Raw genomic sequence first — 25,702 nt, 5'->3', positions numbered from 1 at the left:
CTGAATAGAGTATTGTGGTTGCCTGCGAAAAAAATGTCATAAGCCTGAGCGATTCAGGCGGTTATCAGATGATTGAGGGTGCCATGGGTCAGGAAAGCATTAACTGGGACAAGCTGGGTTTCGATTACGTCAAGACCGACAAGCGCTACCTGTCGTACTACCGTAACGGTGAGTGGGACAAGGGTACGCTGACCGAAGACAACGTCCTGCATATCAGCGAAGGTTCGACCGCGCTGCACTACGGCCAACAGTGCTTCGAAGGCATGAAGGCCTACCGTTGCAAGGACGGTTCGATCAACCTGTTCCGCCCTGACCAGAACGCCGCGCGCATGCAGCGCAGCTGCTCGCGCCTGCTGATGCCGCACGTACCGACCGACGTGTTTATCGAAGCCTGCAAGCAGGTGGTCCGCGCCAACGAGCGTTTCATCCCGCCTTACGGTACCGGCGGCGCGCTGTACCTGCGCCCGTTTGTGATCGGCGTGGGTGACAACATCGGCGTGCGTACCGCTCCCGAGTTCATTTTCTCGATCTTCTGCATCCCGGTCGGCGCCTACTTCAAGGGCGGTATGAAGCCGCACAACTTCGTGATCTCCAGCTATGACCGTGCCGCTCCACAAGGCACCGGCGCGGCCAAGGTCGGTGGCAACTACGCCGCCAGCCTGATGCCGGGTGCCGAAGCCAAGAAGCGTGGCTTTGCCGACGCCATCTACCTGGACCCGCTGACCCACTCGAAGATCGAGGAAGTCGGTTCTGCCAACTTCTTCGGCATCACCCACAACAACGAATTCGTCACACCGAAGTCGCCTTCGGTCTTGCCGGGCATCACCCGTCTGTCGCTGATCGAACTGGCCGAATCGCGTCTGGGCCTGAAGGTCATCGAGGGCGATGTGCTGATCGACAAGATCGCTGACTTCAAGGAAGCCGGTGCCTGCGGTACTGCCGCGGTGATCACGCCGATTGGTGGCATCGAGTACAACGGCAAGCTGCACGTGTTCCACAGTGAGACCGAAGTCGGTCCGGTGACCCAGCGCCTGTACAATGAACTGACCGGCGTCCAGACCGGCGACGTCGAAGCCCCGGCGGGTTGGATCGTCAAAGTCTGATCCGGGCAGTCTGAAGAGCCTGGTCTGAGTCATGAGGCCGGGCTTTTTATTGTCGGATGAATGACGCACATTCAGTTCGACCCATGCATCGAATCAACGGACTCGTGCGTTAAACTGATCAATCAGTTTCCGACGAGTCAGCCCGGTGGCCATCAACTTCGATTTGAACGACTTGCAAGCCTTCCGTGCCGTGGTCGAGCAGGGCAGTTTTCGCAAGGCGGCCCAGGCGATCAACATTTCCCAGCCGGCCTTGAGTCGGCGTGTGGACAAGCTCGAGGAGGCCCTGGGGGTCCGGTTGTTCGAGCGTACCACCCGGCGGGTCAGCCTGACCCAGGTGGGCAGGGCGTTCGCGCCGACGGTGGAGCGGCTGTTGGACGACCTGGACCTCGCACTGCTGGGCATCACCGACGTGGCTTCGACCCGGCTTGGGCATGTCACTGTGGCGTGTGTACCTTCGGCGGCCTATTACTTCATGCCCAAGGTGGTGGCCCACTATCACCGGCAATACCCGAAGATCAAGGTCAAGGTGCTCGACTCCAGCGCCAATGACGTGCATGCCGCCGTGCTCAGTGGCGAGGCGGATTTCGGCCTGAGCTTCACTGGTAACCTGCAAGCGGAAATCGAATTCGAGCTATTGGTCGAGGAGCGTTATGTCATGGCCTGTCGCCGCGATCATCCATTGGCCGGCCGGGCCAGCGTGACCTGGACCGAGCTGTACCAGCAGGACTACATCAGCCTCGACAGGACTTCGGGCAATCGTTTCCTGCTCGACCAGGCGCTGGTGGGCATCGAGGCGCAGAAAACCGGGGTGTGTGAAACCCGGCACGTCACCACCATGATCGGTCTGGTGGAGGCGGGATTGGGGATCGCGGCGGTGCCGACCATGGCGATGCCGGTGGGCGATGAGCATCCGATTCTCACCAGTGTGCCGCTGATCGAGCCGGAGGTGATGCGCAAGGTCGGGCTGCTCAAGCGCCGGGGACGAGTGCTGACCCCGGCGGCGCTGGAGCTGGAGCGGCTGATTGTGGAAATGAAAGTTTCGCATGTGTAGGCCCGGCTTGCCGGCGATGGCGTTGGAGCGGACGCCGCAAGGCTTGAGGGCTTCATCGCTGGCAAGCCAGCTCCTACAAGGGGCGATGTCGAACGTAGGATTTGCGTACGACACAAGCCCGTAGGAGCCGGCTTGCCGGCGATGGCGTCAGTATGGGCACCGAATGACTTGAAGATCCTGTCGTCGGAAGGACTGTCACAAGGCGCGTGTCCTCAATGCGCAATGGAGTCCAGCCCGGTGGCCTTCACGGTGGCCTGGGCTGCCGGAGCGGCGAGGTAGTCAAGCAAGGCCTTGGCCTGTGCGGGATGCTCGGCCCCCACCGGAATCCCGGCGGCAAACCGCGTCACCGACTGCACCGATTCCGGGATCTTGCCGACATAGGTCACCCCTGGCACCGGCAGCAGTTCGCTGACCTGCTGGAAGCCCAGTTGATAGTCACCGTTGGCCACCACCGAAGCCACCGGGATTTTCGGCACCATGGTCGCCTTGGGCTTGAGTTGCGTTTCAATGCCCAGGCGCCTGAACAGCTGATCCTGGATATACACGCCACTGGCACTGTCGGAGTAGGCCACGGACTTGGCCTTGAGCAAAGTGTCTTTCAACTCTTGCTCGGTACCGATGGTCGGCTGGGCACTGCCGGCGCGCACCACCAGGCCGATCCGCGAGTCGGCCAGTTCGACCCGTGAGCCGGGCAGGACCTTGCCTTGCTTGATCAATTCGTCGAGGGCATAACCGACCATGATCAGCACATCGGCTTTTTCACCGCGCTCCAGCCGGTTGGGAATGGCTTCCGGGGCCTTGCCCATGGACGGACCGAGAATGGTGTCGAGGGTGTTGCCGCTGTCAGCGGCGAATTTCGGGCCGAGGAGCTTGTAGGCAGCGGTGAAGCCGCCGGAGGTCATCACGCGGATTTCTTCGGCCTGGGTCGCCAGGCTTGCCAGGGTCAGGCTGCCGAGCAGGGTGAGTTTGAGAATCACTGCTTTCATCGGATCTCTCTTGTTTTTTGGTATTGAAAAGGCGGGCTTGGGCTCAAGGCTCATGAGTCTGTGGTGCCTGTTCCGCGGTCTTTGCGGGCAAGCTCCGCTCCCACAAGTTCTCGGTTATACACAGATCAGGCGTACAACTCGGACACTGTGGGAGCGGAGCTTGCCCGCGAAGAGGCCCTTCAGGTCACCCTAAAAACACCGGACTTACATCGCTGGCTGGAACTGCACCCTGGCCTTGCGATAGAGAAACAGCGTCGCGCACAGGGCGCAGAGCGCGGCGAAACTCATCCAGTAGCCCGGCGAGGCCTTGTCCCCGGTGTACTGGATCAGGGCGGTGGAGATCGCCGGCGTGAACCCGCCGAACACCGCTGTCGCCAGACTGTAGGCCAGGGAGAAACCGGCCACCCGGACTTCCACCGGCATGATCTCGGTCAGGGCCGCGACCATCGCGCCGTTGTACATCCCGTAGAGGAACGAGAACCACAGCAGCACCAGCAGCATGCTGGTGAAACTCGGCGCCTGGACCAGCAGGGACAGGGCCGGATAGGCCGTGGCCAGGGTCATCCCGGACATGGCCAGCAGCACCGGACGGCGACCGATACGGTCGGAGAGGGCGCCGCCCAGGGGCAGCCAGCAGAAGTTCGAAACCCCCACCAGTAAGGTCACCAGCAGGCTGTCGGCGGTGCTCAGGTGTAGCACGGTCTTGCCGAAGGTCGGCGCATACACGGTGATCAGGTAGAACGCGGTGGTGGTCAGCGCGACCATCAGCATGCCGGCAACCACTATGACCCAGTTCTGCGCCAGGGTGTTGAATACCTCGCGCATGCCCGGACGGTGCTTGCGCTTGGCGAACTCCTCGGTTTCCGCCAGGTTGCGACGCAGCAGGAAGATAAACGGCACGATCATGCAACCGACCAGAAACGGGATGCGCCAACCCCAATCGGCGACCACGCTGGCCGACATCCACTGGTTCAATCCGTAGCCCAGGGCCGCCGCGATGACCACGGCCACTTGCTGGCTGCAGGACTGCCAGGCAGTGAAGAAACCCTTGCGGCCCGGTGTGGCGATTTCCGACAGATAGACCGAGACACCGCCCAGTTCGGCGCCGGCGGAGAAGCCTTGGAGCAGGCGGCCGATCAAGACCAGGGCCGGGGCCAGCAGGCCGATGCTTTCGTAGCCGGGCACGAGCACGATCAGGATGGTGCCGCTGGCCATGATCGACAGGGTGACGATCAGGCCTTTGCGCCGACCGACGTCATCGATATAGGCGCCGAGGATCACGGCACCCAGCGGCCGCATCAGGAAGCCGGCGCCGAACACGGCAAAGGTCATCATCAGCGAGGCGAACTCACTGCTGGCAGGGAAGAAGGCGGCGGCGATATAGGTGGCGTAGAAGCCGAACAGGAAGAAGTCGAACTGTTCGAGGAAGTTGCCCGAAGTAACGCGAAATACCGCGCCCGCCTTGGCACGGGCGGAACTGGCGGTCGGTGTCGTGGCGTGCATCGTGAAGGTCTCCAGCATTTTTATGGCCTGCATCGCAGTGCAGATTTTTATTGGACGGGATACTGGAGCAGCGCTATAGATTTGATAAGTGCATTTTTAGAATGGATTGATGCGCATGGCGGATTAATACTGAATATTTCCGCTCAAGGTGTGGCGGGTACTGTGGCGAGCGGGCTTGCCCGCGTTCGGCTGCGCAGCAGTCGCAAAACCAGCTACCTCGGTCTACCTGATGCAGCGGATTCGCAGGTTTCAGGGCCGCTTCGCCGCCCAGCGCGGGCAAGCCCGCTCGCCACAAGGACAGGCTCGGCTTGAGGTCTTCTTGTGGCGCTGTCTCAGGCAAAGCGCCTGACCATGAACTCGATAAAACTGCTCAGCTTGGGCGTCATCTGCTTATCCGGCAGGTAAACCAGATGCAGTGGCCGATCCAGGGTCTCGTGGTCGGGCAGCAGGTGGACCAGGCGCCCGTCCTTCAGGGCGTCTTCCACCAGTGTCTGCGGTAGCAGGACGATACCGATGCCTTCCAGCGCCGCGTTCATCAACGCGGTGCCGTTATTGGCCGCCAGTTGCCCGTCTACCCGGATACTCTGGCTGCTCGCACCGTGGAACAACCAGTCGCGCTGCGGCGTGGCCCGCAGGAATACCAGGCAGTTATGTTGCCGCAGATCCTCCGGCACCTGCGGCGTACCGTGGGCTTGCAGATACGCTGGTGAAGCGCAGGCGATGCGCCGGTTCTTGCTCAGCAGGCGCCCTACCAGCCCGCTGCTGGGCAATTCGCCGTAGCGAAACACCAGGTCGTAACCATCCTCCACCAGGTCAACCACCCGATCGTTGAACTTCAACTCGATCTCCACTTCCGGGTAGGCCTTGAGGTAGGCGGCGATTGCCGGGATCAGCCGATCCGAGGCCAGGGTCGGCGAGGCACTGACCCGCAAGCGGCCGCGGGGATGGGCGCGCTGTTCCCGGGCAATCAATTCGGCGTGTTCGATCTGCCCGAGGATCGCCAGGCACTGGGTGTAATAACCCTGGCCGATCTCGGTCAGGCTCTGGCGCCGGGTGGTGCGATGCAGCAGGCGCGTGCCCAGGTGTTTCTCCAGGCCCTGGACATGGTTGCCGACCATGGTCGAGGAAATCCCGATGGACTGCGCCGCGGCGCTGAAGCTGCCGTGATCCACCACCTTGACGAAGACCTTCATGCTTGCCAGAACGTCCATTGCCAACCTTTTATTGGGAGTGATCCAAGAAAGCGCTAGTTTATCAAGTGAGACTAGGGGATCACCATGGGCGCAGACGCCGGCTGAACCCGCGCTCGATGTCGTATAGCCGTGGTTCAGCAAAACGTCGTCATCGATATTGGGCAAAACGCTATGATCCGCTCTGGTCAGCGGGTTTCGGGGGTGTGCGATCAGCGGCTTATCGGGAATTTTCAGACCGCGTTTATCGCGTCAGGTCAGTGGCATGTTGGCGATCCTGATCTCCATCGCCCTGGCTTCGCTGGACACCGCCATCGCCAACACAGCGCTGCCGGCCATCGCCACCAGCCTGCACACCACACCGGCAGCCTCGGTGTGGATCATCAACGCCTACCAGTTGTCGGCGATGGCGACCATCCTGGCCTTCGCCTCGTTCGGCGGCGTGATCGGCCATCGCAAGATCTATCTGTTCGGTCTGGTGTTGTTCACCGTCTCATCGGCGCTGTGTGCAATGTCCAGCACCCTCACCGAGTTGACCCTGGCCCGGGTCCTCCAGGGCGTGGGGGCGAGCGCGATCATGAGCGTCAACGGCGCGTTGATCTTCAGTCTGTTTCCCCCGGAAAAGCTCGGCAGGGGCATGGGCCTCAATGCTCTGGTGGTGGGCATGTCGTTCGCCGCCGGGCCGACAGTGGCCTCGCTGATCCTGTCCGTGGCCAATTGGCCCTGGCTGTTCGGGGTGAATATTCCGATTGGCCTGGTCGCCCTGGCCATGGCCATTCCGTCGTTGCCGCATACACCGCCCAACGGTCAGCGCTTTGCCTGGGGGACGGCCGGCCTGAGTGTCGTGACCTTCGGCTCGCTGATCTATGCGCTGGGGGAGGGCGCGCAGTTTGCTGGCGCGCTGCCGATCTGTCTGGCGTTGCTGGTCTGTGTCTGCGCCGGTGGCCTGATGCTGCGTCGCGAGGCCGGGCACCCGGCACCGATGTTTCCGATCGACCTGCTCAAGCGTCCGATGTTTGCCCTGTCGGCCCTCACGGCCGTTTGTTCCTTCGCCACCCAGGGCCTGGCCTTCGTTTCGCTGCCGTTTTTCTTCGAGACGGTATTGGGCCGTGACCCGGTTCAGACCGGCTACCTGATGACACCCTGGTCGGTGGTAGTGGCGTTGATCGCGCCGTTTGCCGGGCGTCTGTCGGACCGCTATCCGCCGGGCCTGCTCGGCGGCATCGGCTTGGGCGTGTTGTCGCTGGGCATGTTGTCTCTGGCGATGCTGCCGGCGGATCCGAGCGTCCTGGAGATCGGTGTGCGCATGGTGATCTGTGGCCTGGGCTTCGGTTTCTTCCAGTCGCCGAACCAGAAAGCACTGATGACCAGTGCACCGCGTGAGCGCAGCAGCGGGGCGAGCGGGACGATTGCCACCGCGCGTTTGCTCGGCCAGTCCACCGGGGCTGCACTGGTGGCGCTGAGTTTCGGTTTGTCGAGCCACTCCGGACCTATCCTGGCGCTGTATATCGGTGCCGGCTTTGCCGCCGTGGCCTGTCTGGCGAGCTTCTCCCGACTGGCGGCGCGCAACCCGGCTTGACGCCGGTGCAACCGCCCGGTCCAGGTTGGGTGTTGCTGCTTGTCGAGCTGTTGTAGACGCGTCTGCCTTGTCCCCCCTTCTGTCCTCGAACACGCCTGTGGTCAGTGCCTGATTGTCGCGAGTGTTGTACTGTGCGCGCGACAACCCATGGGGGGGGACTGTGGATGGCTGGCCGATTGATCTATCTCATCGGGCCTTCGGGCTCGGGCAAGGACAGTTTGCTCGATGCCGCCCGCGACCCCCTGGCCGCGCATGGCTGCCGGATTGCCCGGCGGGTCATCACCCGTTCGGCCGAGGCGGTGGGCGAGGCGGCGCAGTCGGTCAGTGCCGGGCAATTCGCAACGTTGCAGGCCCAGGGCGCCTTTGCCATGAGCTGGCAAGCCAATGGCCTGTGCTATGGCATCCCGCGCCTGGTCGACGACTGGCTGGCCGCTGGCCTGGATGTGCTGGTCAACGGCTCACGGGGCTATCTGCCCAAGGCGCGCGCGCGTTATCCGGATTTGCAGGTGATCCTGCTCACCGTCGACCCGGCGGTCTTGCGTGAGCGGTTGCTGGCCCGGGGGCGGGAGAGCTTGCCGCAGATCGAGGCGCGCCTGGCGCGCAATGCTGAGTTCACCGCCTTGCTATTGGCGGCGGAGGATCCCTCGATGAGTTTGCTGGATAACTCCGGCCCCCTCCGTCAAAGCCTGGAAACGTTGTTCAGGCTGATCGGAAAATAGTGGGACTTTATAAAGAAGCAGCGGTCTTTTAGGAAGCTTCTTATTGTTTTTGTCGTTTTTAAATAAATGGAAAACTCAAGTAATAAATTGGCCTTTTTTTACCTCGTTGAACACGGCTCGGGACTGATACTTTAATTGAAGATTCCCGGGTTTTTTAACGCGAGAGGTAGGCCGATATGAGTGTGGAGCGAGACAAGTTTGCCGCCAGGGTGAAAGAGCTTTCCCAGTACAGTCTCAAGATGGACAGCGTGCTCCTGGACATGGCCCTGGCACTGTCCGGACTCATCCCCTATGGCACGGGGGCCAGCGTGGCACCACTGGTGGGTTCCTACAAGATGGGGCAGCCGAGTTCGGCCCTGGTGGATAATCCCTATTTCGTTGTGAATGGTGTTGACGCGCGGCCTTCACCCAAGACCAAACACCTGTTGCAGCATCGTAAAGTGCGTAATTATGTACAGTCCTTTACCGGAACGGCAGCGGCGCTCGGCAGCACGGCGTTGCCCGTCAATCCTTATGCGTTGATTCGCGAGGGAAGTTCCGCCGGGGTGTCCGCCATGCACTTGCATCGTTTTTCTGAAATGGCCAGGAACTGCCGGCAGAGTAAAACCTTGTGTCGGTGGTTTGAATTATTGAAACTCATGAAAACCCATAAGTTGTTCAACAAAGGCCTCGGGGTCGGCTTGGCGGCTATTCCTGGTGGGGTATCGTTGGCCGTCAGCCTGCCTATCAAACTCTGTCTGGTGGCGAAGAATACCGGCGTGGCGGCCCAGGAGTCGGCGCTGTGCAAGATCATTGCAATGGAGCTGCACTGGCGCGCCTATCAGGAGCAGAACCTGTTGAAGGGCAGTGGCGGCGGCCCGGCGACCGCCATCGTCCGCGAACTCATGACACGTCGCGGCGTAATGTACGGCTTTTCCCATAACTACATGGCACTGATCCAGGAGCCGGCAGGCTGGAATGCCTTTGCCGCCAAGATCATGGACATCTAGAGGCGTGTCGGCAGGTCGATCGCAATCGCGCCCTGCACCAGCACTTCCCTGAAGGTCGCCACCAGCGGCCGCAAGTTGATCCGGTGCCAGGCCGCCCACAAGGGCGTGGTGTAGATCATCCAGGGCAATTCCCGCAGTACCACGCCCTGGGGCGTGTTGTGTCGCAGGCTCTGCTGGATCATGGTCAAGCCCAGCCCCGCTGCCACCAGCCCCAGCGCTGTCAGCGGTTCATTGGCTTGCAGCCGGACATTGGGGTTGAATCCGGCCTTGATGCAGGCCTGGATGAAATCGTCCTGCCTACCGGTGCGCTGGGGGTGCTGCACGGCAATCCATTCCTGTTCCAGAAAGTCCGCCGGGGTCAATTCGCTCAGTTGCGCCAGCGGATGCCATTCCGGCAGGGCCAGCAGCATGGGGTCGTCGAGCACGCGGGCGCTGTTCAGGTCCGGGTCATCCGTCACAGGCGGCTCGCTGACCAGGGCGATATCGAGGCTGCGCTGGCGCAGGCCTTCCAGTTGCTGTGCCGAATTGAGGCTGTAGAGGGCGATATGCACATCCGCCCGCTCGGCGCGCAAGCTGCGCAGGGCCTGGGGCAACACACCCGAATGCATGGCGTTCTCGATGTAGCCGATGCACAGGCCACCTTCTTCGCCACGACCCAGCCGTCGCCCGAGGGACTCCAGCCGGTTGGCATGGGTCAGGAAGGCCCGGGTCTCGGCGAGAAAGGTCTGGCCGTCGGCGGTCAGGCGGATGCGTTGCAGGCTGCGCTCGAACAGGGTCAGGCCCAGGCGTTCCTCCAGCTGGGCGATTTGCCGGCTCAGGGGTGATTGGGAGATATGCAGTCGCTCGGCGGCCCGCCCGACGTGCTCTTCTTCGGCGACGACCACGAAATAGCGCAGCTGGCGTATATCAATCATTTCAGACCTTTCAGGACTCAAGTTGTGCAAATTATGTCTTGGACGGTCAAAAGTACGCAACCTAGTATTGATCCCGACAGCGAGATCCGCGTCACTCCGGTAGGTGAGGCGGACTCATCATTTCCATTCAAAGGATCATTACGATGAGCATCAGAGACAAACTGCCAGGTACCCTGGGTTTCGGGACCGCCCCATTGGGCAACATGTTTCGCGCCATTCCCGAGGAAGAGGCCCTGGCCACCGTCGATGCGGTCTGGGCCCAGGGCGTGCGTTACTTCGACACGGCACCGTTCTACGGTTCGGGGCTTTCGGAAATTCGCCTGGGCGAGGCCCTGGCCAAGCACCCACGGGATCAATACGTGCTCAGCAGCAAGGTCGGCCGGCTGGTGCTGGATGAAGTGGAAGATGTCGCCGCCCGCGACCTTGGGGAAAAGGCCGGAGTCTTCGAACATGGCCGTCCCAACAAGATGGTCAATGACTACTCCGCCGATGCCACGCTGCGCTCCATCGAGGGTAGCCTCGAGCGCTTGAAGACCGACCGTCTGGACATCGTCTGGGTGCACGACATTGCCCAGGACTTCTATGGTGACGAATGGCTGGAGTATTTCAACCAGGCGCGCAAAGGTGCCTTCCGAGTGCTCAGCCGTCTGCGCGAGGAGGGCGTGATCAAGGCCTGGGGCCTGGGGGTGAACAAGGTAGAACCGTGTGAGTTGACCCTGCAACTGGACGAAGCGCAGCCCGACGGTTTCCTGCTGGCGGGGCGCTACACCCTGCTGGATCACGAGCGGGCCCTGCAGCGCTTGATGCCCGAGGCGCTGGCACGGCAAGTCGATATCGTCGTCGGTGGCCCCTACAGTTCCGGGGTGCTGGCCGGCGGGACGCATTTCGAATATCAACCGGCATCGTCACAAATTATGGCTAAAGTTGAACGGATAAAGACCATCGCGCAACGCTTTGGGGTGAGCCTCAAGGCCGCGGCCTTGCAGTTCTCCCTGGCCAATCCGGCCGTGGCGGCGGTGATTCCCGGCGCCAGCCGGCCAGAGCGGATCGCCGAGGATGTGGCGGCCCTGCGGGAGCCGATCCCGCTGACGTTCTGGCAAGCGTTGCGTGACGAAGGGTTGGTGGCGGGCAATGCACCGTTGCCGCTGGTCTGAAACCAGAAAGGAGCTTATGCCTGTCAAACGGTCCGATAACGTCGCTGGCGTCAGTGGTTCCAGTACCGGGATCAGACCGGCTATCCCACTTATCCCTGGAGATTATTCATGGCCGCAACATCCGTAACCCTCGAAATCGGTGCGCCACCGGAGCAGGTCTGGCAACTGATGGGGGGGTTCGACTCCCTGCCGGACTGGCTACCGTTCATTCGTCAAAGCCGCCTCAGCGAAGGCGGGCGTGTGCGCAGCTTGCACACGGCGGACGGTGTGCTGATCGTCGAGCGCCTGGAAGCGTTTGACAACCGCGCCCGGCGCTACAGCTATTCCTTTATCGAGCAACCGTTCCCGGTGGCCGACTACCTGGCCACGATGCAGGTCCGTGAAGGGAATGATCCGCACACTTCGATCGTCGAGTGGGCGGGAATCTTCACCCCGGTGGACGTCAGCGAAGAAGAAGCGGTGGAACTGTTCCACGGGATCTATGCCGAGGGCCTTGCGGCCTTGAGGGCCAATTTCCCGGGCTGAACCCAAGGCTTGGGTCTTGGGGTTCAATCCATGCTGATCAGGCTGTTCCGGCAGTTGAGGATCAAGCGTGCACCGGTCTGTTCGGCACTGCCGATGTCGAGGGTGAAGCCGTGCAGGTTGACGATGGCGGCGACAATCGACAGGCCCAGGCCGAAGCCGCCGTGCTGGGCACCCTCGTCGCAGCGATAGAAGCGCTGGAACACCGCTTCGCGCTCGGACACCGGGATACCGGGGCCGGAATCGAGGACTTCGATGCGGGTACTGCCCGCATCGTTGCTCGCCATCAACACCACCTCACCGCCCGGTGGGGTGAACTTGATGGAGTTGCTCAGGAGGTTGGCCAGGGCTTCGAACAACAAGGCCCGGTCGCCAGTGATCGCTGGCAGTGTCTCGGGCGCTTCGAGGCGCAGGTGGATCTCGGCTTCCTCGGCCAACGGCAAGTAAAAGTCATGCAGCTCGTGCAGCAGCGGCAAAGGGTTCAGCACCAGGAAGCCGGAGCGCCGCTGATGGTCTTCCAGTTCGGAGATGCGCAACAAACCGCGAAAACGCGCCATCAAGGTATCGGTCTCGGCAATCACCCCATCCAGTTGCAAGGACTCCGGCGAACCCTCGGCGGTCTGTTGCTGGATCCGATACAACTGGGCGCGCAAACGGGTCAGCGGCGTGCGCAGGTCATGGGCAATGTTGTCGCAGACCCCCTTGACCTCGTGCATCAGCCTCTCGATCCGGTCGAGCATGGCGTTGACGATCGCCGCCAGCATATCCAGCTCGTCGCGGCGGTTTGACAGCGGCAGGCGATGCCCCAGGTCGCCGGCGATGATCGACTCGGCGCTGACCTGGATCGCGCGAATCCGCCGGATCGGTTGGCGACGCAGCAGGTGCCAGCCGGCAACGCCGGGCAGAATGGTCAGTGATACCGCCCAGAACAGGGCGTGGAGAATGATCCGGGTGATGCCGAACAACGAGCCGTTGTCGCGTACCAACACCAGCCAGCGTCCGTCGTGGGTCTGGGTGACCACCGCATCGCAACTGTCCTGGGGCAGGTTCGGGTCGTCGGAGTCGATGCAGTTGGCCAGCTCATGGATCCTGCCGTCCATGGGCAGCTCGTCGGGGATTTCCTGGATCGGCCCGCTCAGGTGTATTTTCTGCTCGTTGAACAGGCCATAGGCGTCCACCCCGCGCATGTCGAAGGTCATGCTGGTGGTCAGTGCTTCCATCAGCGGTTGGCCCTGGAAACGCGAAAACAGGTGTTGGCGTTGCATCAACGAATGTCGGGCGAGGGTACTCAGGTAACCGGATACCTCGTAGTACAGCACCCCCATCAGGCTGCAGCTCCAGGCCACGAACAGGAAACTGTAGAGAGCCAGCAGCCGGCTGGTGGAGGAGCGCCAGCCTTTAGAGGGGTTCGGCAATGACATAACCCGAGCCTCGCACGGTGCGAATCAGCGGCGCCAGGCCCGGGCCGTCGATCTTCTTGCGCAGACGACCGATATGAACGTCGATCAGGTTGGTGCCGGGGTCGAAGTGATAGCCCCAGACCTCTTCGAAAATCATCATCCGTGAGAGGATCTGTCCGGTGTTGCGCATCAGGAATTCCAGCAGCTTGTACTCGGTGGGCAACAAACTTAGCAACTGATCGGCCCGGGAGGCTTCGCGGGTCATCAGATTGAGCTCGAGATCGGCCACTCGCAATGAAGTCTCGAATTCCCGTGCCGGGCTCTTGCGCCGCAACAGCACTTCGACTCGCGCCGCCATTTCGTCGGAGGCGAAGGGCTTGGTCAGGTAATCGTCGCCGCCGGCGCGCAGGCCGCGTACGCGTTCGTCGACATCGGAGAGGGCGCTGATCATCAGGATCGGCGTGGCCACCCCGATGGTCCGCAGCGTGGTGACGATGGCCAGACCATCGAGTTCCGGCAGCATGCGATCCAAGGTGATCAGGTCATAGTCGCCGCTGACAGCGCGGACCAGGCCTTCGCGGCCATTGTCGACCCAGTCAACTTCTAGCCCGTGGCTGCTCAGTTCAGCCACGATTTCCTTGGCGGTTACAGCATCATCTTCGATGGTCAGGATGCGGGTCATGGATTGCCTCGACGGACCTTCAAAACAAGTGGGCAAGTGTGCCAAGAACCGCGTGAAAACATTCTGAAAAAATCTTCACGGGCCCTGGGCAGCTGTTCACAGGGTGCCTCGGGTCTCTTGAGAGGCTGGAAACATATAGCCACACCTTGGCTGAATAAAGGCTGTCAGTAAGTTTTCTGTAGGATGTTGCGAACCGTAACCGGGATTTGTTATCTGTTACCTGTAGCCGCATTCGTTCGCAGTCTTGAATGAGCGCTTCTTTTGATCCGGCGCCCCAGGGTTCCGGATGTCCGGCAGCTTCTGTACAGGTCTTTTTATGCACCGCCGCAATCTTCTGAAAGCTTCCATGGCCCTGGCGGCCTATACCGGCCTGTCGGCCAGTGGTCTGTTCGCGGCTCGGGCGCTTGCTGCCACCGCGAATGGCGAGATAGAACACTTCGACTTCGAGACACTGCAGGCCCAGGCGAAGAAGCTCGCCGCGAAGGACTATGTCAGCACCCGCCAGGTGTTGCCGCAGTCCCTGGCGGACATGACCCCGCAGCAGTTCAATGCCATTCAGTACGATGCCCGGCATTCGCTGTGGAATGAGCTCAAGGGCCAGTTGGACATGCAGTTCTTTCACGTCGGCATGGGTTTCAAGCAACCGGTGCGCATGTACAGCGTCGACGCGCAGACGCGCCAGGCCCGCGAGGTGCATTTCCGTCCGGCGTTGTTCAACTATGCCCGCAGCGGCATCGATCCGTCGCGGCTCAAGGGCGACCTGGGATTCTCCGGTTTCAAGCTGTTCAAGGCCCCGGAAATCGATCAGCACGACATTGTCTCGTTCCTCGGCGCCAGCTACTTCCGCGCGGTGGACAAGACCGGGCAATACGGCCTTTCGGCCCGCGGGCTGGCGATCGATACCTATGGGAAGAAGCGCGAGGAGTTTCCCGACTTCACCCATTTCTGGTTTGAAACCCCGGATAAGGACAGCACCCGCTTCGTGGTCTATGCCTTGCTTGATTCGCCGAGCGCCACCGGGGCCTACCGTTTCGACATCGATTGCCAGGCCGAGCAGGTGGTGATGGCGGTCGACGCCCATATCAATGCACGTACCGCCATCGAGCAGTTGGGCATCGCGCCGATGACCAGCATGTTCAGTTGCGGCACCCATGAGCGGCGGATGTGCGACACCCTTCACCCGCAGATCCACGACTCCGACCGCCTGGCCATGTGGCGTGGCAATGGCGAGTGGATCTGCCGGCCGCTGAACAACCCGGCGACCTTGCAGTTCAACGCCTTCGCCGACAAGGACCCGAAGGGCTTCGGCCTGGTGCAGACTGACCATGAGTTCGCCAGCTACCAGGATACCGTCGACTGGTACAGCCGGCGTCCGAGTCTGTGGGTCGAGCCGACCACGGCTTGGGGTGAAGGCTCTGTCGATCTGCTGGAAATCCCCACCACGGGCGAGACCCTGGACAATATCGTGGCGTTCTGGACGCCCAAGGAACCGGTGGCGGCGGGGGCTTCGCTGAACTACGGCTACAAGCTCTACTGGAGTGCGATACCGCCGGTGGGAACGCCGCTGGCACGGGTGCACGCGACCCGTTCGGGCATGGGTGGGTTTGTCGAAGGCTGGGCGCCGGGCGAGCATTACCCCGAGGTCTGGGCCCGGCGCTTTGCCGTGGACTTTACCGGCGGCGGCCTGGAGCGTCTGCCCCTGGGGGCCGAGATCGAGCCGGTGGTGACGACGTCTCGTGGTCAGGTAAAGGATTTCGATGTCCTCAAGCTGGACGAAATCAACGGCTATCGGGTGACGTTCGACTGGTACCCGAGCGACGATGGGGTCGACCCGGTGGAGTTGCGGCTGTTTATTCGCACCCGTGACCGGACCTTGAGCGAAACCTGGTTGTACCAGTACTTCCCGCCGGCTGCGGACAAGCGGCGCTATACCGGATAAGGAAGTTTGGAGTCCGAACACGGTCCTGTGGCGAGCGGGCTTGCCCGCTCGCCACAAATCGTGGCCAGACTCAAGATTGCTCTTGAGTCTGCAGCATTGGTCATCAATTGACGTCCGGCACCAGCACCGGATCAGCCCGGTACAGCTGCGGCTCCAGGCGCTTGAGGTTCTCCACCTTCGGCAAATCGTTGATGGCGATATACGGCGCGTTCGGGTGCAACGTCAGGTAGTTCTGGTGATAACCCTCGGCCGGATAGAAGACCTTGCCGTCCTCGATCCGGGTGACGATCGCGGCAGGGAATGCCTTGGCGGTATCCAACTGGGCGATATAGGCCTTGGCGATGCTTTCCTGTTCGGCATTCATCGGGAAAATCGCCGAACGGTACTGCGTGCCACTGTCCGGCCCCTGGCGGTTGAGCTCCGTCGGGTTATGGGCCACCGAGAAAAACACCTGCAACAGCTGCCCATAACTGACCTGGCTCGGGTCATAGGTCACCTGCACCGATTCGGCGTGTCCGGTCGAGCCTTCGCCCACCGATTCGTATCGTGCGGTATCCGCCGCGCCGCCGGTATAACCCGACACCGCGTTCTCGACCCCGCGCACATGCTGGAACACCCCCTGCACGCCCCAGAAGCAGCCGCCGGCAAACACCGCCGTGGCCTTGCCGTGGGCGCCGGCCGCCTGATCCAGGGCCGGTGGGGCGATCTGCACCGCGTCCTCCGCCGACCAGGCCAGGCGCTGGAACAGCAGCACCGAGAAGGACAAGGTGGCGATCCCGGCGAATATCAACAGCGGCGACTTGGTTTTTCGTTGCATCAGTGGCGTTTTCATCGTGTTCATCCTCGTGGCGATCAACCGAAGGTAAAGGCGTAGGCTTGTACGCCGGGATCGAGAAACTCAATGGAGAAGGTATGTTCGCTGACGTCTCCGGCCTGACGGACCAGTTGGTACAGGCGCTGTTCAGTCACCATGCCTTCGCCGTTGGCGTCGGTGTCGGTGCCGTGGTTGGCGCCGGGCGTCGCGCCGTCGATACGCACCTTGAAGCGCACCGGCTTGCCATCCGCGCCCGGACCCAGTACCAGGTGCAGGTCACGGGCATGGAAGCGGTAGACCACCTGGCCTGGGGCCTGGTTGAGCGTCACCTGCTCGGCATGGGCGGTCCATTGGCCGTCCAGGCCCCACTGGTTCAAGGCCGGCTGTTTTGGCGCCGCGTAGTTTTTCGATTGGTCCGCCACCTGCTCGCCCGGCGAAGCGAAGTTCTCGGCGCGGTCATAACCCAGGTAGGTTTCCGGCGATTTCACTTCGGCTTCGTCGGCGGCCTGCATCACGCCCTGGGCCTGGGCACTGACCATGCCGCCGGAGACATTCTGCTGGCCGGCTTCTTTCAGCAGTTGCTGGATCACCTGTTCGGAACCTTCATAGTCGCCTTCACCGAAGTGGTGATAACGCACGCGGCCCTGGGCATCGACGAAGTAGTGGGCGGGCCAATACTGGTTGTTGAAGCCGCGCCAGATCGCATAGTTGTTGTCGATGGCCACCGGGTACTGGATGCCCAGCTTGCCCACGGCCTGGCGGACGTTGTCGATATCGCGTTCGAAGGCGAATTCCGGCGCATGCACGCCGATCACCACCAGGCCCTGGTCGTGGTACTTCTGCGCCCAGGCGTTGACGTAGGGCAGGCTGCGCAGGCAGTTGATGCAGGAGTAGGTCCAGAAGTCGATCAGCACCACTTTGCCCTTGAGTTCGGCGGCGCTCAGCGGCGCGGAATTGAGCCACTGCACGGCGCCCGACAGGTCCGGCAGGCTGCCTTCCACCGGCAGCGCCCGTTCCGCACCGCCAGTTTTGGCCGCCATGGCCATCATGCTGCCGGCGGGTTGGCCGGCGTCACTGTTTACAGCCGCCATCATCGCGCCGCCTTGGTCCGGGGTTTTCTTCTGTGTCAGGTTGTCGAGCAGTTTCTGCTCGAGGCCCGAGGTGGCCACCGTGGATACCCGGGTCAGGATACCGGTGTCCAGGCCCAGGCCGATGGCGACCACACCGATCAGCATGGCCGCGCCCAATCCTCGACGCAGCCATTGGCCGGTGCCGAGGTTGCGCTTCATCGCATTGAACAACTTGCCGCCCACCAGCAGCGCGCCGGCCAGGGAGGTCGCGGCACCGGCGGCATAGGCCAGCAACAGCAAGGTGGTGCCGATGTTCGCGCCTTGCAGGGCGGCGCCGGTCAGGATCAGGCCGAGGATCGGTCCGGCGCAGGGTGCCCACAACAGGCCGGTGGCGATGCCCAGCACAAAGGACGAGCGCGCGCTGGGCGAGCCATCATGGCTTTGCGCCGAGCGCGACAGCCGGTCACCGGCGGCCACCAACGGTTGGGTCAGGCGCTCGGCCAGGTGCGGGAACAGCAGGGTAATAGCAAAAAACGCCATCAGCGCCAGGGCCAGCCAACGGCCGTACTGGTTGGCCTGCACCACCCAGCCACCGCCGACCGCCGCCAGGGTGGCGACCAGGGCGAAGGTCAGGGCCATGCCACAGAGCAAGGGCAGGCCGCTGCGCCGAAACGGCTCGCCGGAGCGGGCGAAGACGAACGGCAGCACCGGCAGGATGCAGGGGCTGAGGATGGTCAGAAGACCGCCGAGGTAGGCCAGGATAAGCAGGAACATGATGGAGTCCTTGTTGCAACGTGGGAATCAGGCCGCGCCAGGGGCGAAGGTCATGGCGACACCGTTCATGCAGTAGCGCAGGCCGGTGGGCGGCGGTCCGTCGGGGAACACATGGCCCAGGTGGCCGCCGCAACGGTGGCAATGCACTTCGGTCCGGGAGACGCCGAAGGAGGTGTCGCGACGGGTGGCCACGGCGCTTTCCAGCGGTGCGGTGAAGCTCGGCCAGCCGGTGTGGCTGTCGTACTTGGCGGCCGAGGAAAACAGCGCCAGGCGGCAGCCGGCACAGGCGAACACACCGTCGCGGTGCTCCTCGTTGAGGGCACTGCTGTAGGGCCGCTCGGTGCCTTCGTGGCGCAGCACTTCATACTGCTCGGCGCTGAGCATGGCTTTCCACTCGGCGTCGGTATGGCTGACTTCGAAGGTTTCGCCGCTATCGGCCGAGCGGCTGCCGCTGCCGAAGGTGGCACCCACGGCGCGCCAGTCGAAAAGGCCGGCGGCGAGCAGGGTGGCGGCACTGGAAACAAGAAAGCGTCTTCTGGAGGACATGGCGTCGCGTCCACGGTGATTGATCAGGCTTTCATTGTTGGACGGCGAGGGTCGCCAAATCCTCCCGTAAAGTTAACTTATTTGTGAACATTGCTGCCTGGCGATCCGGCACAATGATCCAGGCGTCGTTTCCGGCGATTACCAGCACGAAGGCTGCCCATGGATTCACCCAAGCGTATTCTGATCGTTGAAGATGACCTGCACCTGGCGGGCCTGCTGAGCCTGCACCTGCGGGACGAAGGTTATGAGGTCACCCATTGCGCCGACGGCAACCTCGGCCTGGCGCAACTGAGCAAGGGTTCCTGGGATGCGCTGATCCTCGACCTGATGCTGCCGGGCGTCGATGGCCTGGAGATCTGCCGGCAAGCGCGGGCCATGGCGCGCTACACGCCGATCATCATCACCAGCGCCCGCTCCAGCGAGATGCACCGGGTGCTCGGGCTGGAACTGGGCGCCGACGATTACCTGGCCAAGCCGTTCTCGATGCTGGAACTGGCGGCGCGGGTCAAGGCCTTGCTACGGCGGGTCGATGCCCTGGCCAAGAGCCTGAAAATCGAAGCGGGGACCCTGGAGCAGGGCGGCCTGAGCCTCGATCCACTGACCCGTGAAGCCCGGGTCGACGGCAAGCCCCTGGACCTGACCCCACGGGAATTCGACCTGCTGCATTTCTTCATGAAAAACCCCGGCACCGTGTATTCGCGCATGGACCTGCTGAACCAGGTCTGGGGCTACCAGCACGACGGCTATGAACACACGGTCAACACCCATATCAATCGCCTGCGGGCCAAGATCGAAGTCGACCCGGCGCAACCCGAACGGATTCTCACGGTCTGGGGCCGCGGCTATCGCTTCTCGCCGGTGAGTCGTCCGTCATGAACCTGACCCTGTCCCAGCGCCTGTCCCTGGCCTTTTCCATCCTGCTGCTGGCCTGTTGCGGGGCTTCGGTGTGGTTGCAGGTGCGAGCCAGCGACATGCACGAAAAAGAAGTGGTCCAGGGCCTGTCCCGGGACCTGGCCCAGAGCATTGCCCTGGACAACCGGCTGGTGGGCACCGAAGGACTGACCATGGAGGGCGTCCGCGCGCTGTTCGGCCAGTTGATGAACGTCAACCCGAGCGTGGAAGTCTATCTGCTCTCGCCCAGCGGCAAGATCACCGGCGATGCCGCGCCGCAAGGCCACCTGCATCGCGATCACGTCGACCTGGCGCCAATCCGCCGGCTGCTCGACGGCCAGCCGTTGCCGATCCTCGGTGACGACCCGCGCAGCGATGTCGGGCGCAAGGTGTTCAGCGCTGCGGCCTTGCGCAGTGGCGGCAAGGAGCTGGGCTATCTGTACGTGGTCCTCCAGGGCGAAGAGCATGATCGCCTGGCGGCCCAGGTTTCGGCCAGTTCGGTGCTGCGCACCACCTTGTGGGCCATGAGCCTGGTGGCGCTGCTGGGGCTGATCGCCGGCCTGATCGCCTTCCGCTTGATCACCCGTCCGTTGCGCCGCTTGACTGAAACCATGCGCGATTTCGATACCGATGCCGCGCCGGCGCAGTTGCCGGTGCTGTCACGGGCCGGAGCCGGACGTCGCGATGAGATCGAGGTGCTGGAAGCCAGCTTTGCGCAGATGGCCACGCGCATCGGCGAACAGTGGCGCAGCCTGACCCAGCTCGATCAGGACCGCCGCGAACTGGTGGCGAATATTTCCCATGACTTGCGCACGCCCCTGGCGTCGTTGCACGGTTATCTGGAAACCCTGTCCCTCAAGGATGCGGTGCTGGCGCCGGATGAGCGCCGGCGTTACCTGGGGATCGCCCTGGCGCAGAGCAGCAAGGTCGGGCAGTTGGCCCAGGCGCTGTTCGAGCTGGCGCGTCTGGAGCATGGCGCGGTGCGCTTGCAGGTCGAGGACTTCTCCCTCAGCGACTTGATCCAGGACGTGTTCCAGAAGTTCGAGCTGATGGCCGAGACCCGCCAGTCGAAACTGCTGGCAGTCTTGCCCCGTGGGGCGTCGATGGTCAGCGCCGACCTGGGGATGATCGAGCGGGTCCTGACCAACCTGATCGACAATGCCCTGCGCCATACTCCCGAAGGCGGCAGCATCGAGGTGGCGCTGGCCCATGGGCGCGGCAAGATCCAGGTCACGGTCAGCGACACCGGCCCGGGGATTGCCCCGACCTTGCTGGAAAACCTGTTTCGCCGGCCGTTCAATCAGGACGGCGACCGGCGTTCCGGCGGCCTCGGGCTGCTGATTGTGCGGCGCATCCTGCAATTGCACGACAGCCAGATTCGCCTGCTGTCGATTCCCGGCAAGGGCGCGGTGTTCTATTTCGAGCTGACGGCGGTGGGCTGATCTTAGGCGCCCGCATCGGTGAGCAGAAATGCCTTGGCAGCGTCGAGGAACTCGTCCGATAGCGCCTGGCCCCGGGTCGAGCGGGCCAGGGTCAGGGCGCCGACCAGCAGCGCCTGCTGCACCAGGGCTTTTTGCCGGACATGCGGATCCTTGGCATCCAGCAGTGAACTGTAGGTGTCGAGCAGGGCTTCCAGGCCCTTGACGTAGTTGCGGCGCAGTTCGCTGTCCTGGTCTTCATGGGCCAGGTCGCCGCAGAAGGCCGCCACCGGGCAACCTTCGCCGGGCGTGTCGCGATGTGCGCTGCTGAGGTAGCGCTCGACGATAGCCTGGCGCGCTTGCTCGCCATGACCCAGGGTCTCGGCTGTTTGCTGCCAGCGCTCCTCCGTCTGCTGGAAACTGCGGCTGCACGCTTCCGCGGCCAGGGCCTCCTTGGACTCGAAATGCCCATAGAAACCGCCATGGGTCAGACCCGCGGCGCCCATCACCTCGACCAGGCTCAGGCCTTTCAGGCCGCGCTCACGGAACAGCCGCGCGGCGGCGTCGGTGATGCTTTCGCGGTTGAGTTCGGCCTGTTTGCGCGAGACGCGGGGCATGATGGGGCTCCTGAAGGAATGCGGTGGTCTGCCTAGCATCCTTCAGGTTATAGATTGCTGTAAACATCTATCTGCTCTTTGCCGTGCCTCGGATGACGTCCCAGGGGCGGGCGCTCATTGGGCTTGCAGGACGATCTCTGTCGTTTGTGCCGTGCGCGGCATGATGATATTCAGCTCTTCGCCGAGAAAGCTCTGCAGGGCCTGGACTGCCGCGGCCTGGATCGCCGGCACCCGGCGGACATAGAGGGCGAAATCGACGATCGGCGGCGCCGGCAGGCCATCGGCCGGGCCCAGCACGCGCATGCTTTCGCTGCGGATATTGCCTTCCAGCAACACCGTGATGCCCAAGCCGGCCTCGACCGCCGACTGCACCGCCGGCAAGCTGGTGCTGCTGCAGACCACGCGCCAGGGGATGTTCGCCCGCTTGAGGATTTTCACCACCTGGCCATGCCACAGGCAGCCACCGCCGAAGGTCACCAGGGGCAGGCTCTGGGAGCTCAGGTCAGCGGGCAGGGTCAGGCCGCGGGCGCCGACCCAGAACAGCGACTGGGTCCAGCAGGCCTGGGGCTGGGCATTGATCGCCGAAGCGTCGCCGACGATCACATCCAGGGTGCCATCCGCCAACTTGGCGGACATGGCCGCGCTGCTGTCGATCACGATTTCCAGGGAAATGTGCGGATAGGCTGCGGAAAAGCGCCGCAACGCCCGGGGCAGGCTGCCCACCGCGATGTCCTCGAGCAGACCCAAACGCACGCTGCCAGCGATCTGGCTAGCGGACAAGGCCCGTCGGGCATCGGTCCCGGCGCCAAGGATACTATGGGCGTAAGGCAGCAGCAGGTGGCCGGCTTCGGTCAGTCGCAGGCCCCGGGGCGAGCGGTCGAACAGGCGGCGTTCGAGGTCGTCTTCCAGGCGCCGCAACTGCATGCTGACCGCCGCCTGGGTGCGCGCCAGGCGCAGGGCGGCAGCGCCCACCGCACCGGTTTCGGCGACGGTGACGAAGGTTCGTAGCAGGCTGCTGTCGAGATCGCGCATTATCAATATCTGTGAAGTCGGGATAAGAAATATCAGCTTATTTGAAGTCTGTGCGACTGGCTAGGATGGTTCGACCTTCAAAGGAGACTTCAGCATGCAGGAAAATGCCACCGGTCTACCGCTCCCTGATACCGGCAGGACCCATCGCCGAGCGCTGTTGTGGGCGGCCATGCTCTGCGTGTTGTCCATGCTCCTGGTTCAGTTCGGCGCGGCGCTGGCAACGCCGACCATGGAGACCTATGGCACGTTCAGTACCACCTGGTTGCGCCTGTGCTGGGCGGCGGCGATTCTCGCGCTGCTGGTGCGGCCACCGCTGCACAGGTTTTCGCTGTCACGCTGGCTGGCCGCCGGGAGCCTTGGCCTGGCGATGGCGGTGATGACCAGCTGCTTCTTCGCGGCGATCCAGCGCATTCCACTGGGCTTGGCGATCGCCATCGAGTTTCTCGGTCCATTGCTGGTGGCCAGCCTCGGGGTCCGCAGCTGGCGGGCCTTGATCTGGCCGCTGCTGGCCGTGACCGGGGTGTTGCTGTTGGCGCGCAACGAAGATGGCTGGGTGAGCGACCCGATGGGCTTGCTGCTGGCATTGGGGGCGGCGGCGGGGTGGGCGGCTTATATCCTGATGATGAAAAAGGTCGGTCGGTTGTTCCAGGGTTTTGAAGGTCTGTCGGTCTCGCTGTTGGCCGCCGCCCTGATTGCCACGCCCCTGGGACTTTGGCAGAGCGGTGGTCACCTGCCGTTGTTGCAGATCGCCAGCTGCGTGGGATTGGCCTTGTTCGTGCCGTTGCTGCCTTATGGCCTGGAGATGGTTGCCTTGCGGCGGATGCCGGCGTCTTCGTTTGGCATCCTGATGAGTGCCGAACCGGCGGTGGGTGCCCTGGCCGGTTATGTGGTGCTGGCTCAGCCGATGATCCCGATGCAGTTTGTCGGCACCGCTCTGGTGGTCAGTGCCAGCCTGGGCGTGCTGGCGCTGCCCTGACAGGCGCGGGTTCATGAGAGCACGAGGGGCTCCGGCGTTTTCGCGACCAGGGGCAGCAGTGGGTACTCGCGGTCGGTCGCTTGCGCCACGGCGTAGCCATGTCGGGCGATCCGTTCGAACACCTCGGGTTCGAGGCGATTCAGGGTGGTGGGGAAACCCGCGGCAAAGGCCGCATCGCTGCCTTTGACCGGCTCGACCAGGGCGCTGGCGATACTCAGGTAACCGCCACGCCCCGGGGCTTTCTTCAGGTATTCGACAAAGGTCCGGCCACGTAGCGCGCGGGTCTGGTCGGACATGATGTCGGCCAGGCGCTTGAGTCGCCAGGGACTCAGCACCCCGGCATCAAACCCCGGCCGCAATGGCGCGCCGGCGTCCGAGACAATGATCGGGTACTCGTAGCGCTTGGTCTGTCCGGTCGCCGCGTCGAAAAAAGGTTCCAGGCCGAGGTTGTCGTAGACGCCACCGTCGTAGAGCCGCAGCTTCCTGAACGGCAGTCGCACCTCGACGGCGCTGTGCGGCGGGGCTTCCCACTCGCGCCGCATCCACTGGAAACGGCGGGTCTTGAGCGACAGCGGGCCGATGCCGCCGGGGAACGCCGCCGATACCGCCAGGGCCTGGGCCAGGGGGAAGCCGCTGGTGCTGGCATAGCCGATGGAGTAGTCCCCCATATTGCTGCGCTTGAAGCGAAAGCGCTTGCCGTTTTCCGCCGTGGTGCCGTTGATCGACCAGTCGGGTCTGGCGGCGATCTCCGGCAGCAGGGCGGTCACCCCCCAGTCCTTTTGCAGGGCCAGGGCCAGCAGGTTGGCCCGGGACAGCAGGAAGCGCCAATTCAGCGGGTTGAGCAGCTGGCGCAAGGCACTCCAAAGCAGGCTGCGTGAGCACAGCTTGGTTTGCAGGGCGGGGTAGATGCGCTGCAGGAAAATCGCGGAGTCGGGCCATTGGCCGTGATTTTCGTGGAGCATCAGGCCCACCAGCAAGCTGCCGCCGGACACCGTGGAAATCTGCGTGAGCCGTTCCAGGGCCTGTTGTTCGGCGAGGTATTTGAGCACGCCGAGATGAAACGCCATGGCTCGAACGCCGCCGCCGGAGAGGGCAAGGGCATAGTCCGAACGCGGGCCAATCGAGATTGCAGGAGACTCCATGTTTCCTCTCTGGTGGGGGGCGTGGGTAATGGCTTTTCGATGGTAGTGCTTTCTTGAAGCGCGGCATAGAGCGCTCGACTCAATGTTCGTCAGTCAAATAATAATCCCTCGAAACTCCAGTCAAGTGGATGCAAATGGCGGCTGTCTATTTCTGTAGTGAAACATTGTAAGTCGGATGTAGGTCGTTTCTCTAAGTTGATCGGAAACTTCCCTGTGGTGTTTAGGGGACTAGAAATGCGCGTTTGAGATCACGCATGGTGCTGAGCAAGAAAGCAGCGCTCGCGCTTGTCACTACTTTTCCTTACTTGGGTATCAAAAGGAATTGATGGGGTGGCACGGGTCTGTTTAGACCGAGTCTACCGCCATGGATGCGTGAACATGCTCAACCCCCCGCTATGCACTTTCTTTGATCACAGCCGCCACACACTCTGGATTCGCAAGCTTGAGGCACCACTCGACGTCCTGGTCTTCGAGGGCACCGAGGGCACCGAGGGCCTGAGCCAGCTATTCAACTACAGGGTGGACTTCACCAGCACCGACGGTGATATCGCCGCCGAACAGATGCTCGGCCAGGACGCTCGTTTCAGCCTGCACACCGCGCCGCACAAATTACCTGGGCCCTGCCAGACAAATGCCAGAGCTACCGGGTGGGCCTCGACTGGCCGAGCATGAAACCCGGTCCATGGGCCTT

General features: G+C 62.7%; 24 protein-coding genes. 12 read left to right on the top strand and 12 right to left on the bottom strand.

The window, feature by feature from the left end:
- Positions 1–83: 83 nt before the first annotated feature.
- Both M5B99_RS24830 and M5B99_RS24825 read left to right on the top strand, forming a co-directional pair.
- Positions 84–1,103 carry a branched-chain amino acid aminotransferase gene (locus M5B99_RS24830; protein ID WP_248806566.1) on the top strand — a complete coding sequence of 340 codons (1,020 nt, stop codon included), beginning with the start codon at positions 84–86 and terminating at the stop codon, positions 1,101–1,103.
- Positions 1,104–1,248: 145 nt separating this feature from the next.
- Positions 1,249–2,154 (top strand): LysR family transcriptional regulator, encoded by a 906-nt coding sequence (locus M5B99_RS24825; RefSeq protein WP_248806535.1) that lies wholly within the window; start codon positions 1,249–1,251, stop codon positions 2,152–2,154.
- A 212-nt stretch (positions 2,155–2,366) separates the two neighbouring features.
- On the opposite strand, the gene M5B99_RS24820 is transcribed toward M5B99_RS24825, so the two are convergent.
- From M5B99_RS24820 to M5B99_RS24810, 3 genes are all read right to left on the bottom strand, one after another.
- Positions 2,367–3,140 (bottom strand): substrate-binding domain-containing protein, encoded by a 774-nt coding sequence (locus M5B99_RS24820; protein WP_248806534.1) that lies wholly within the window; start codon positions 3,138–3,140, stop codon positions 2,367–2,369.
- A 204-nt stretch (positions 3,141–3,344) separates the two neighbouring features.
- A complete protein-coding gene (locus M5B99_RS24815; protein ID WP_248806565.1) occupies positions 3,345–4,643 on the bottom strand; it encodes an MFS transporter in 1,299 nt (432 codons plus the stop codon).
- Between the two features lie 332 nt (positions 4,644–4,975).
- Positions 4,976–5,854 carry a LysR family transcriptional regulator gene (locus tag M5B99_RS24810; protein ID WP_248806533.1) on the bottom strand — a complete coding sequence of 293 codons (879 nt, stop codon included), beginning with the start codon at positions 5,852–5,854 and terminating at the stop codon, positions 4,976–4,978.
- A 244-nt stretch (positions 5,855–6,098) separates the two neighbouring features.
- Here M5B99_RS24810 and M5B99_RS24805 point away from each other — a divergent pair, with 244 nt between their 5' ends.
- The 3 genes from M5B99_RS24805 to M5B99_RS24795 all read left to right on the top strand — a co-directional run bounded on the left by M5B99_RS24805 (position 6,099) and on the right by M5B99_RS24795 (position 9,120).
- Entirely contained in the window at positions 6,099–7,412 is a 1,314-nt protein-coding gene (locus tag M5B99_RS24805) for an MFS transporter (RefSeq protein ID WP_248806532.1), read from the top strand.
- Between the two features lie 164 nt (positions 7,413–7,576).
- Complete coding sequence (gene phnN, locus M5B99_RS24800; protein ID WP_248806531.1) at positions 7,577–8,131, top strand: phosphonate metabolism protein/1,5-bisphosphokinase (PRPP-forming) PhnN; 555 nt, start codon at positions 7,577–7,579, stop codon at positions 8,129–8,131.
- 176 nt (positions 8,132–8,307) lie between these two features.
- Complete coding sequence (locus M5B99_RS24795) at positions 8,308–9,120, top strand: hypothetical protein (RefSeq protein WP_248806530.1); 813 nt, start codon at positions 8,308–8,310, stop codon at positions 9,118–9,120.
- On the opposite strand, the gene M5B99_RS24790 is transcribed toward M5B99_RS24795, so the two are convergent.
- The gene (locus M5B99_RS24790; protein ID WP_248806529.1) at positions 9,117–10,034 is read right to left on the bottom strand and encodes a LysR substrate-binding domain-containing protein; all 918 of its coding nucleotides are present in this window, start codon (positions 10,032–10,034) and stop codon (positions 9,117–9,119) included. The two genes, M5B99_RS24795 and M5B99_RS24790, sit on opposite strands and share 4 nt — an antisense overlap.
- 143 nt (positions 10,035–10,177) lie before the next feature.
- Between M5B99_RS24790 and M5B99_RS24785 the strand changes: the two genes are divergently transcribed.
- Together M5B99_RS24785 and M5B99_RS24780 are read left to right on the top strand one after the other, a co-directional pair.
- Complete coding sequence (locus M5B99_RS24785; RefSeq protein WP_248806528.1) at positions 10,178–11,188, top strand: aldo/keto reductase; 1,011 nt, start codon at positions 10,178–10,180, stop codon at positions 11,186–11,188.
- A 108-nt stretch (positions 11,189–11,296) separates the two neighbouring features.
- A complete protein-coding gene (locus M5B99_RS24780; protein ID WP_248806527.1) occupies positions 11,297–11,713 on the top strand; it encodes an SRPBCC family protein in 417 nt (138 codons plus the stop codon).
- 23 nt (positions 11,714–11,736) lie between these two features.
- Here M5B99_RS24780 and M5B99_RS24775 read toward each other — a convergent pair whose 3' ends face one another.
- Both M5B99_RS24775 and M5B99_RS24770 read right to left on the bottom strand, forming a co-directional pair.
- A complete protein-coding gene (locus M5B99_RS24775) occupies positions 11,737–13,131 on the bottom strand; it encodes a sensor histidine kinase (protein ID WP_248806526.1) in 1,395 nt (464 codons plus the stop codon).
- Positions 13,109–13,792: a response regulator transcription factor gene (locus tag M5B99_RS24770; RefSeq protein ID WP_248806525.1), complete on the bottom strand. Its 684-nt coding sequence runs from the start codon at positions 13,790–13,792 to the stop codon at positions 13,109–13,111. The genes M5B99_RS24775 and M5B99_RS24770 overlap by 23 nt, the downstream gene beginning before the upstream one ends.
- 316 nt (positions 13,793–14,108) lie before the next feature.
- Between M5B99_RS24770 and M5B99_RS24765 the strand changes: the two genes are divergently transcribed.
- Complete coding sequence (locus M5B99_RS24765) at positions 14,109–15,731, top strand: glucan biosynthesis protein D (RefSeq protein WP_248806524.1); 1,623 nt, start codon at positions 14,109–14,111, stop codon at positions 15,729–15,731.
- 103 nt (positions 15,732–15,834) lie between these two features.
- Here M5B99_RS24765 and msrA read toward each other — a convergent pair whose 3' ends face one another.
- The 3 genes from msrA to msrB are packed head-to-tail and all read right to left on the bottom strand — an operon-like array spanning position 15,835 to position 18,935.
- Positions 15,835–16,563, bottom strand: coding sequence for a peptide-methionine (S)-S-oxide reductase MsrA (gene msrA, locus M5B99_RS24760; protein WP_412548761.1), 729 nt, complete (start codon positions 16,561–16,563; stop codon positions 15,835–15,837).
- A gap of 20 nt (positions 16,564–16,583) precedes the next feature.
- Positions 16,584–18,389, bottom strand: coding sequence for a cytochrome c biogenesis protein DipZ (locus M5B99_RS24755; RefSeq protein ID WP_248806523.1), 1,806 nt, complete (start codon positions 18,387–18,389; stop codon positions 16,584–16,586).
- Between the two features lie 27 nt (positions 18,390–18,416).
- Positions 18,417–18,935: a peptide-methionine (R)-S-oxide reductase MsrB gene (gene msrB / locus M5B99_RS24750; protein WP_248806522.1), complete on the bottom strand. Its 519-nt coding sequence runs from the start codon at positions 18,933–18,935 to the stop codon at positions 18,417–18,419.
- Between the two features lie 159 nt (positions 18,936–19,094).
- Between msrB and M5B99_RS24745 the strand changes: the two genes are divergently transcribed.
- Together M5B99_RS24745 and M5B99_RS24740 are read left to right on the top strand one after the other, a co-directional pair.
- Positions 19,095–19,811, top strand: a complete 717-nt coding sequence (locus M5B99_RS24745; protein WP_248806521.1) for a response regulator transcription factor — start codon at positions 19,095–19,097, stop codon at positions 19,809–19,811.
- Complete coding sequence (locus tag M5B99_RS24740) at positions 19,808–21,268, top strand: sensor histidine kinase (protein WP_248806520.1); 1,461 nt, start codon at positions 19,808–19,810, stop codon at positions 21,266–21,268. Before M5B99_RS24745 ends, M5B99_RS24740 begins: the two co-directional genes overlap by 4 nt.
- A gap of 2 nt (positions 21,269–21,270) precedes the next feature.
- On the opposite strand, the gene M5B99_RS24735 is transcribed toward M5B99_RS24740, so the two are convergent.
- Both M5B99_RS24735 and M5B99_RS24730 read right to left on the bottom strand, forming a co-directional pair.
- Complete coding sequence (locus tag M5B99_RS24735; protein ID WP_248806519.1) at positions 21,271–21,861, bottom strand: TetR/AcrR family transcriptional regulator; 591 nt, start codon at positions 21,859–21,861, stop codon at positions 21,271–21,273.
- A gap of 114 nt (positions 21,862–21,975) precedes the next feature.
- Complete coding sequence (locus M5B99_RS24730) at positions 21,976–22,893, bottom strand: LysR substrate-binding domain-containing protein (protein WP_248806518.1); 918 nt, start codon at positions 22,891–22,893, stop codon at positions 21,976–21,978.
- 94 nt (positions 22,894–22,987) lie between these two features.
- On the opposite strand from M5B99_RS24730, the gene M5B99_RS24725 reads away from it, so the two are divergent.
- The gene (locus tag M5B99_RS24725) at positions 22,988–23,869 is read left to right on the top strand and encodes an EamA family transporter (RefSeq protein ID WP_248806517.1); all 882 of its coding nucleotides are present in this window, start codon (positions 22,988–22,990) and stop codon (positions 23,867–23,869) included.
- 11 nt (positions 23,870–23,880) lie between these two features.
- On the opposite strand, the gene M5B99_RS24720 is transcribed toward M5B99_RS24725, so the two are convergent.
- Entirely contained in the window at positions 23,881–25,011 is a 1,131-nt protein-coding gene (locus M5B99_RS24720) for a patatin-like phospholipase family protein (RefSeq protein ID WP_248806516.1), read from the bottom strand.
- Positions 25,012–25,389: 378 nt separating this feature from the next.
- On the opposite strand from M5B99_RS24720, the gene M5B99_RS24715 reads away from it, so the two are divergent.
- Positions 25,390–25,683: a hypothetical protein gene (locus M5B99_RS24715; protein ID WP_412548760.1), complete on the top strand. Its 294-nt coding sequence runs from the start codon at positions 25,390–25,392 to the stop codon at positions 25,681–25,683.
- The last annotated feature ends 19 nt before the right edge of the window (positions 25,684–25,702 follow it).

It is taken from the genome of Pseudomonas sp. MWU13-2100 (genome assembly GCF_023242365.1).
Taxonomy (GTDB): Bacteria; Pseudomonadota; Gammaproteobacteria; order Pseudomonadales; family Pseudomonadaceae; genus Aquipseudomonas.
Note: the sequence above shows the minus strand (reverse complement) of the source record. Positions and strands in the feature narration are given on the sequence as shown.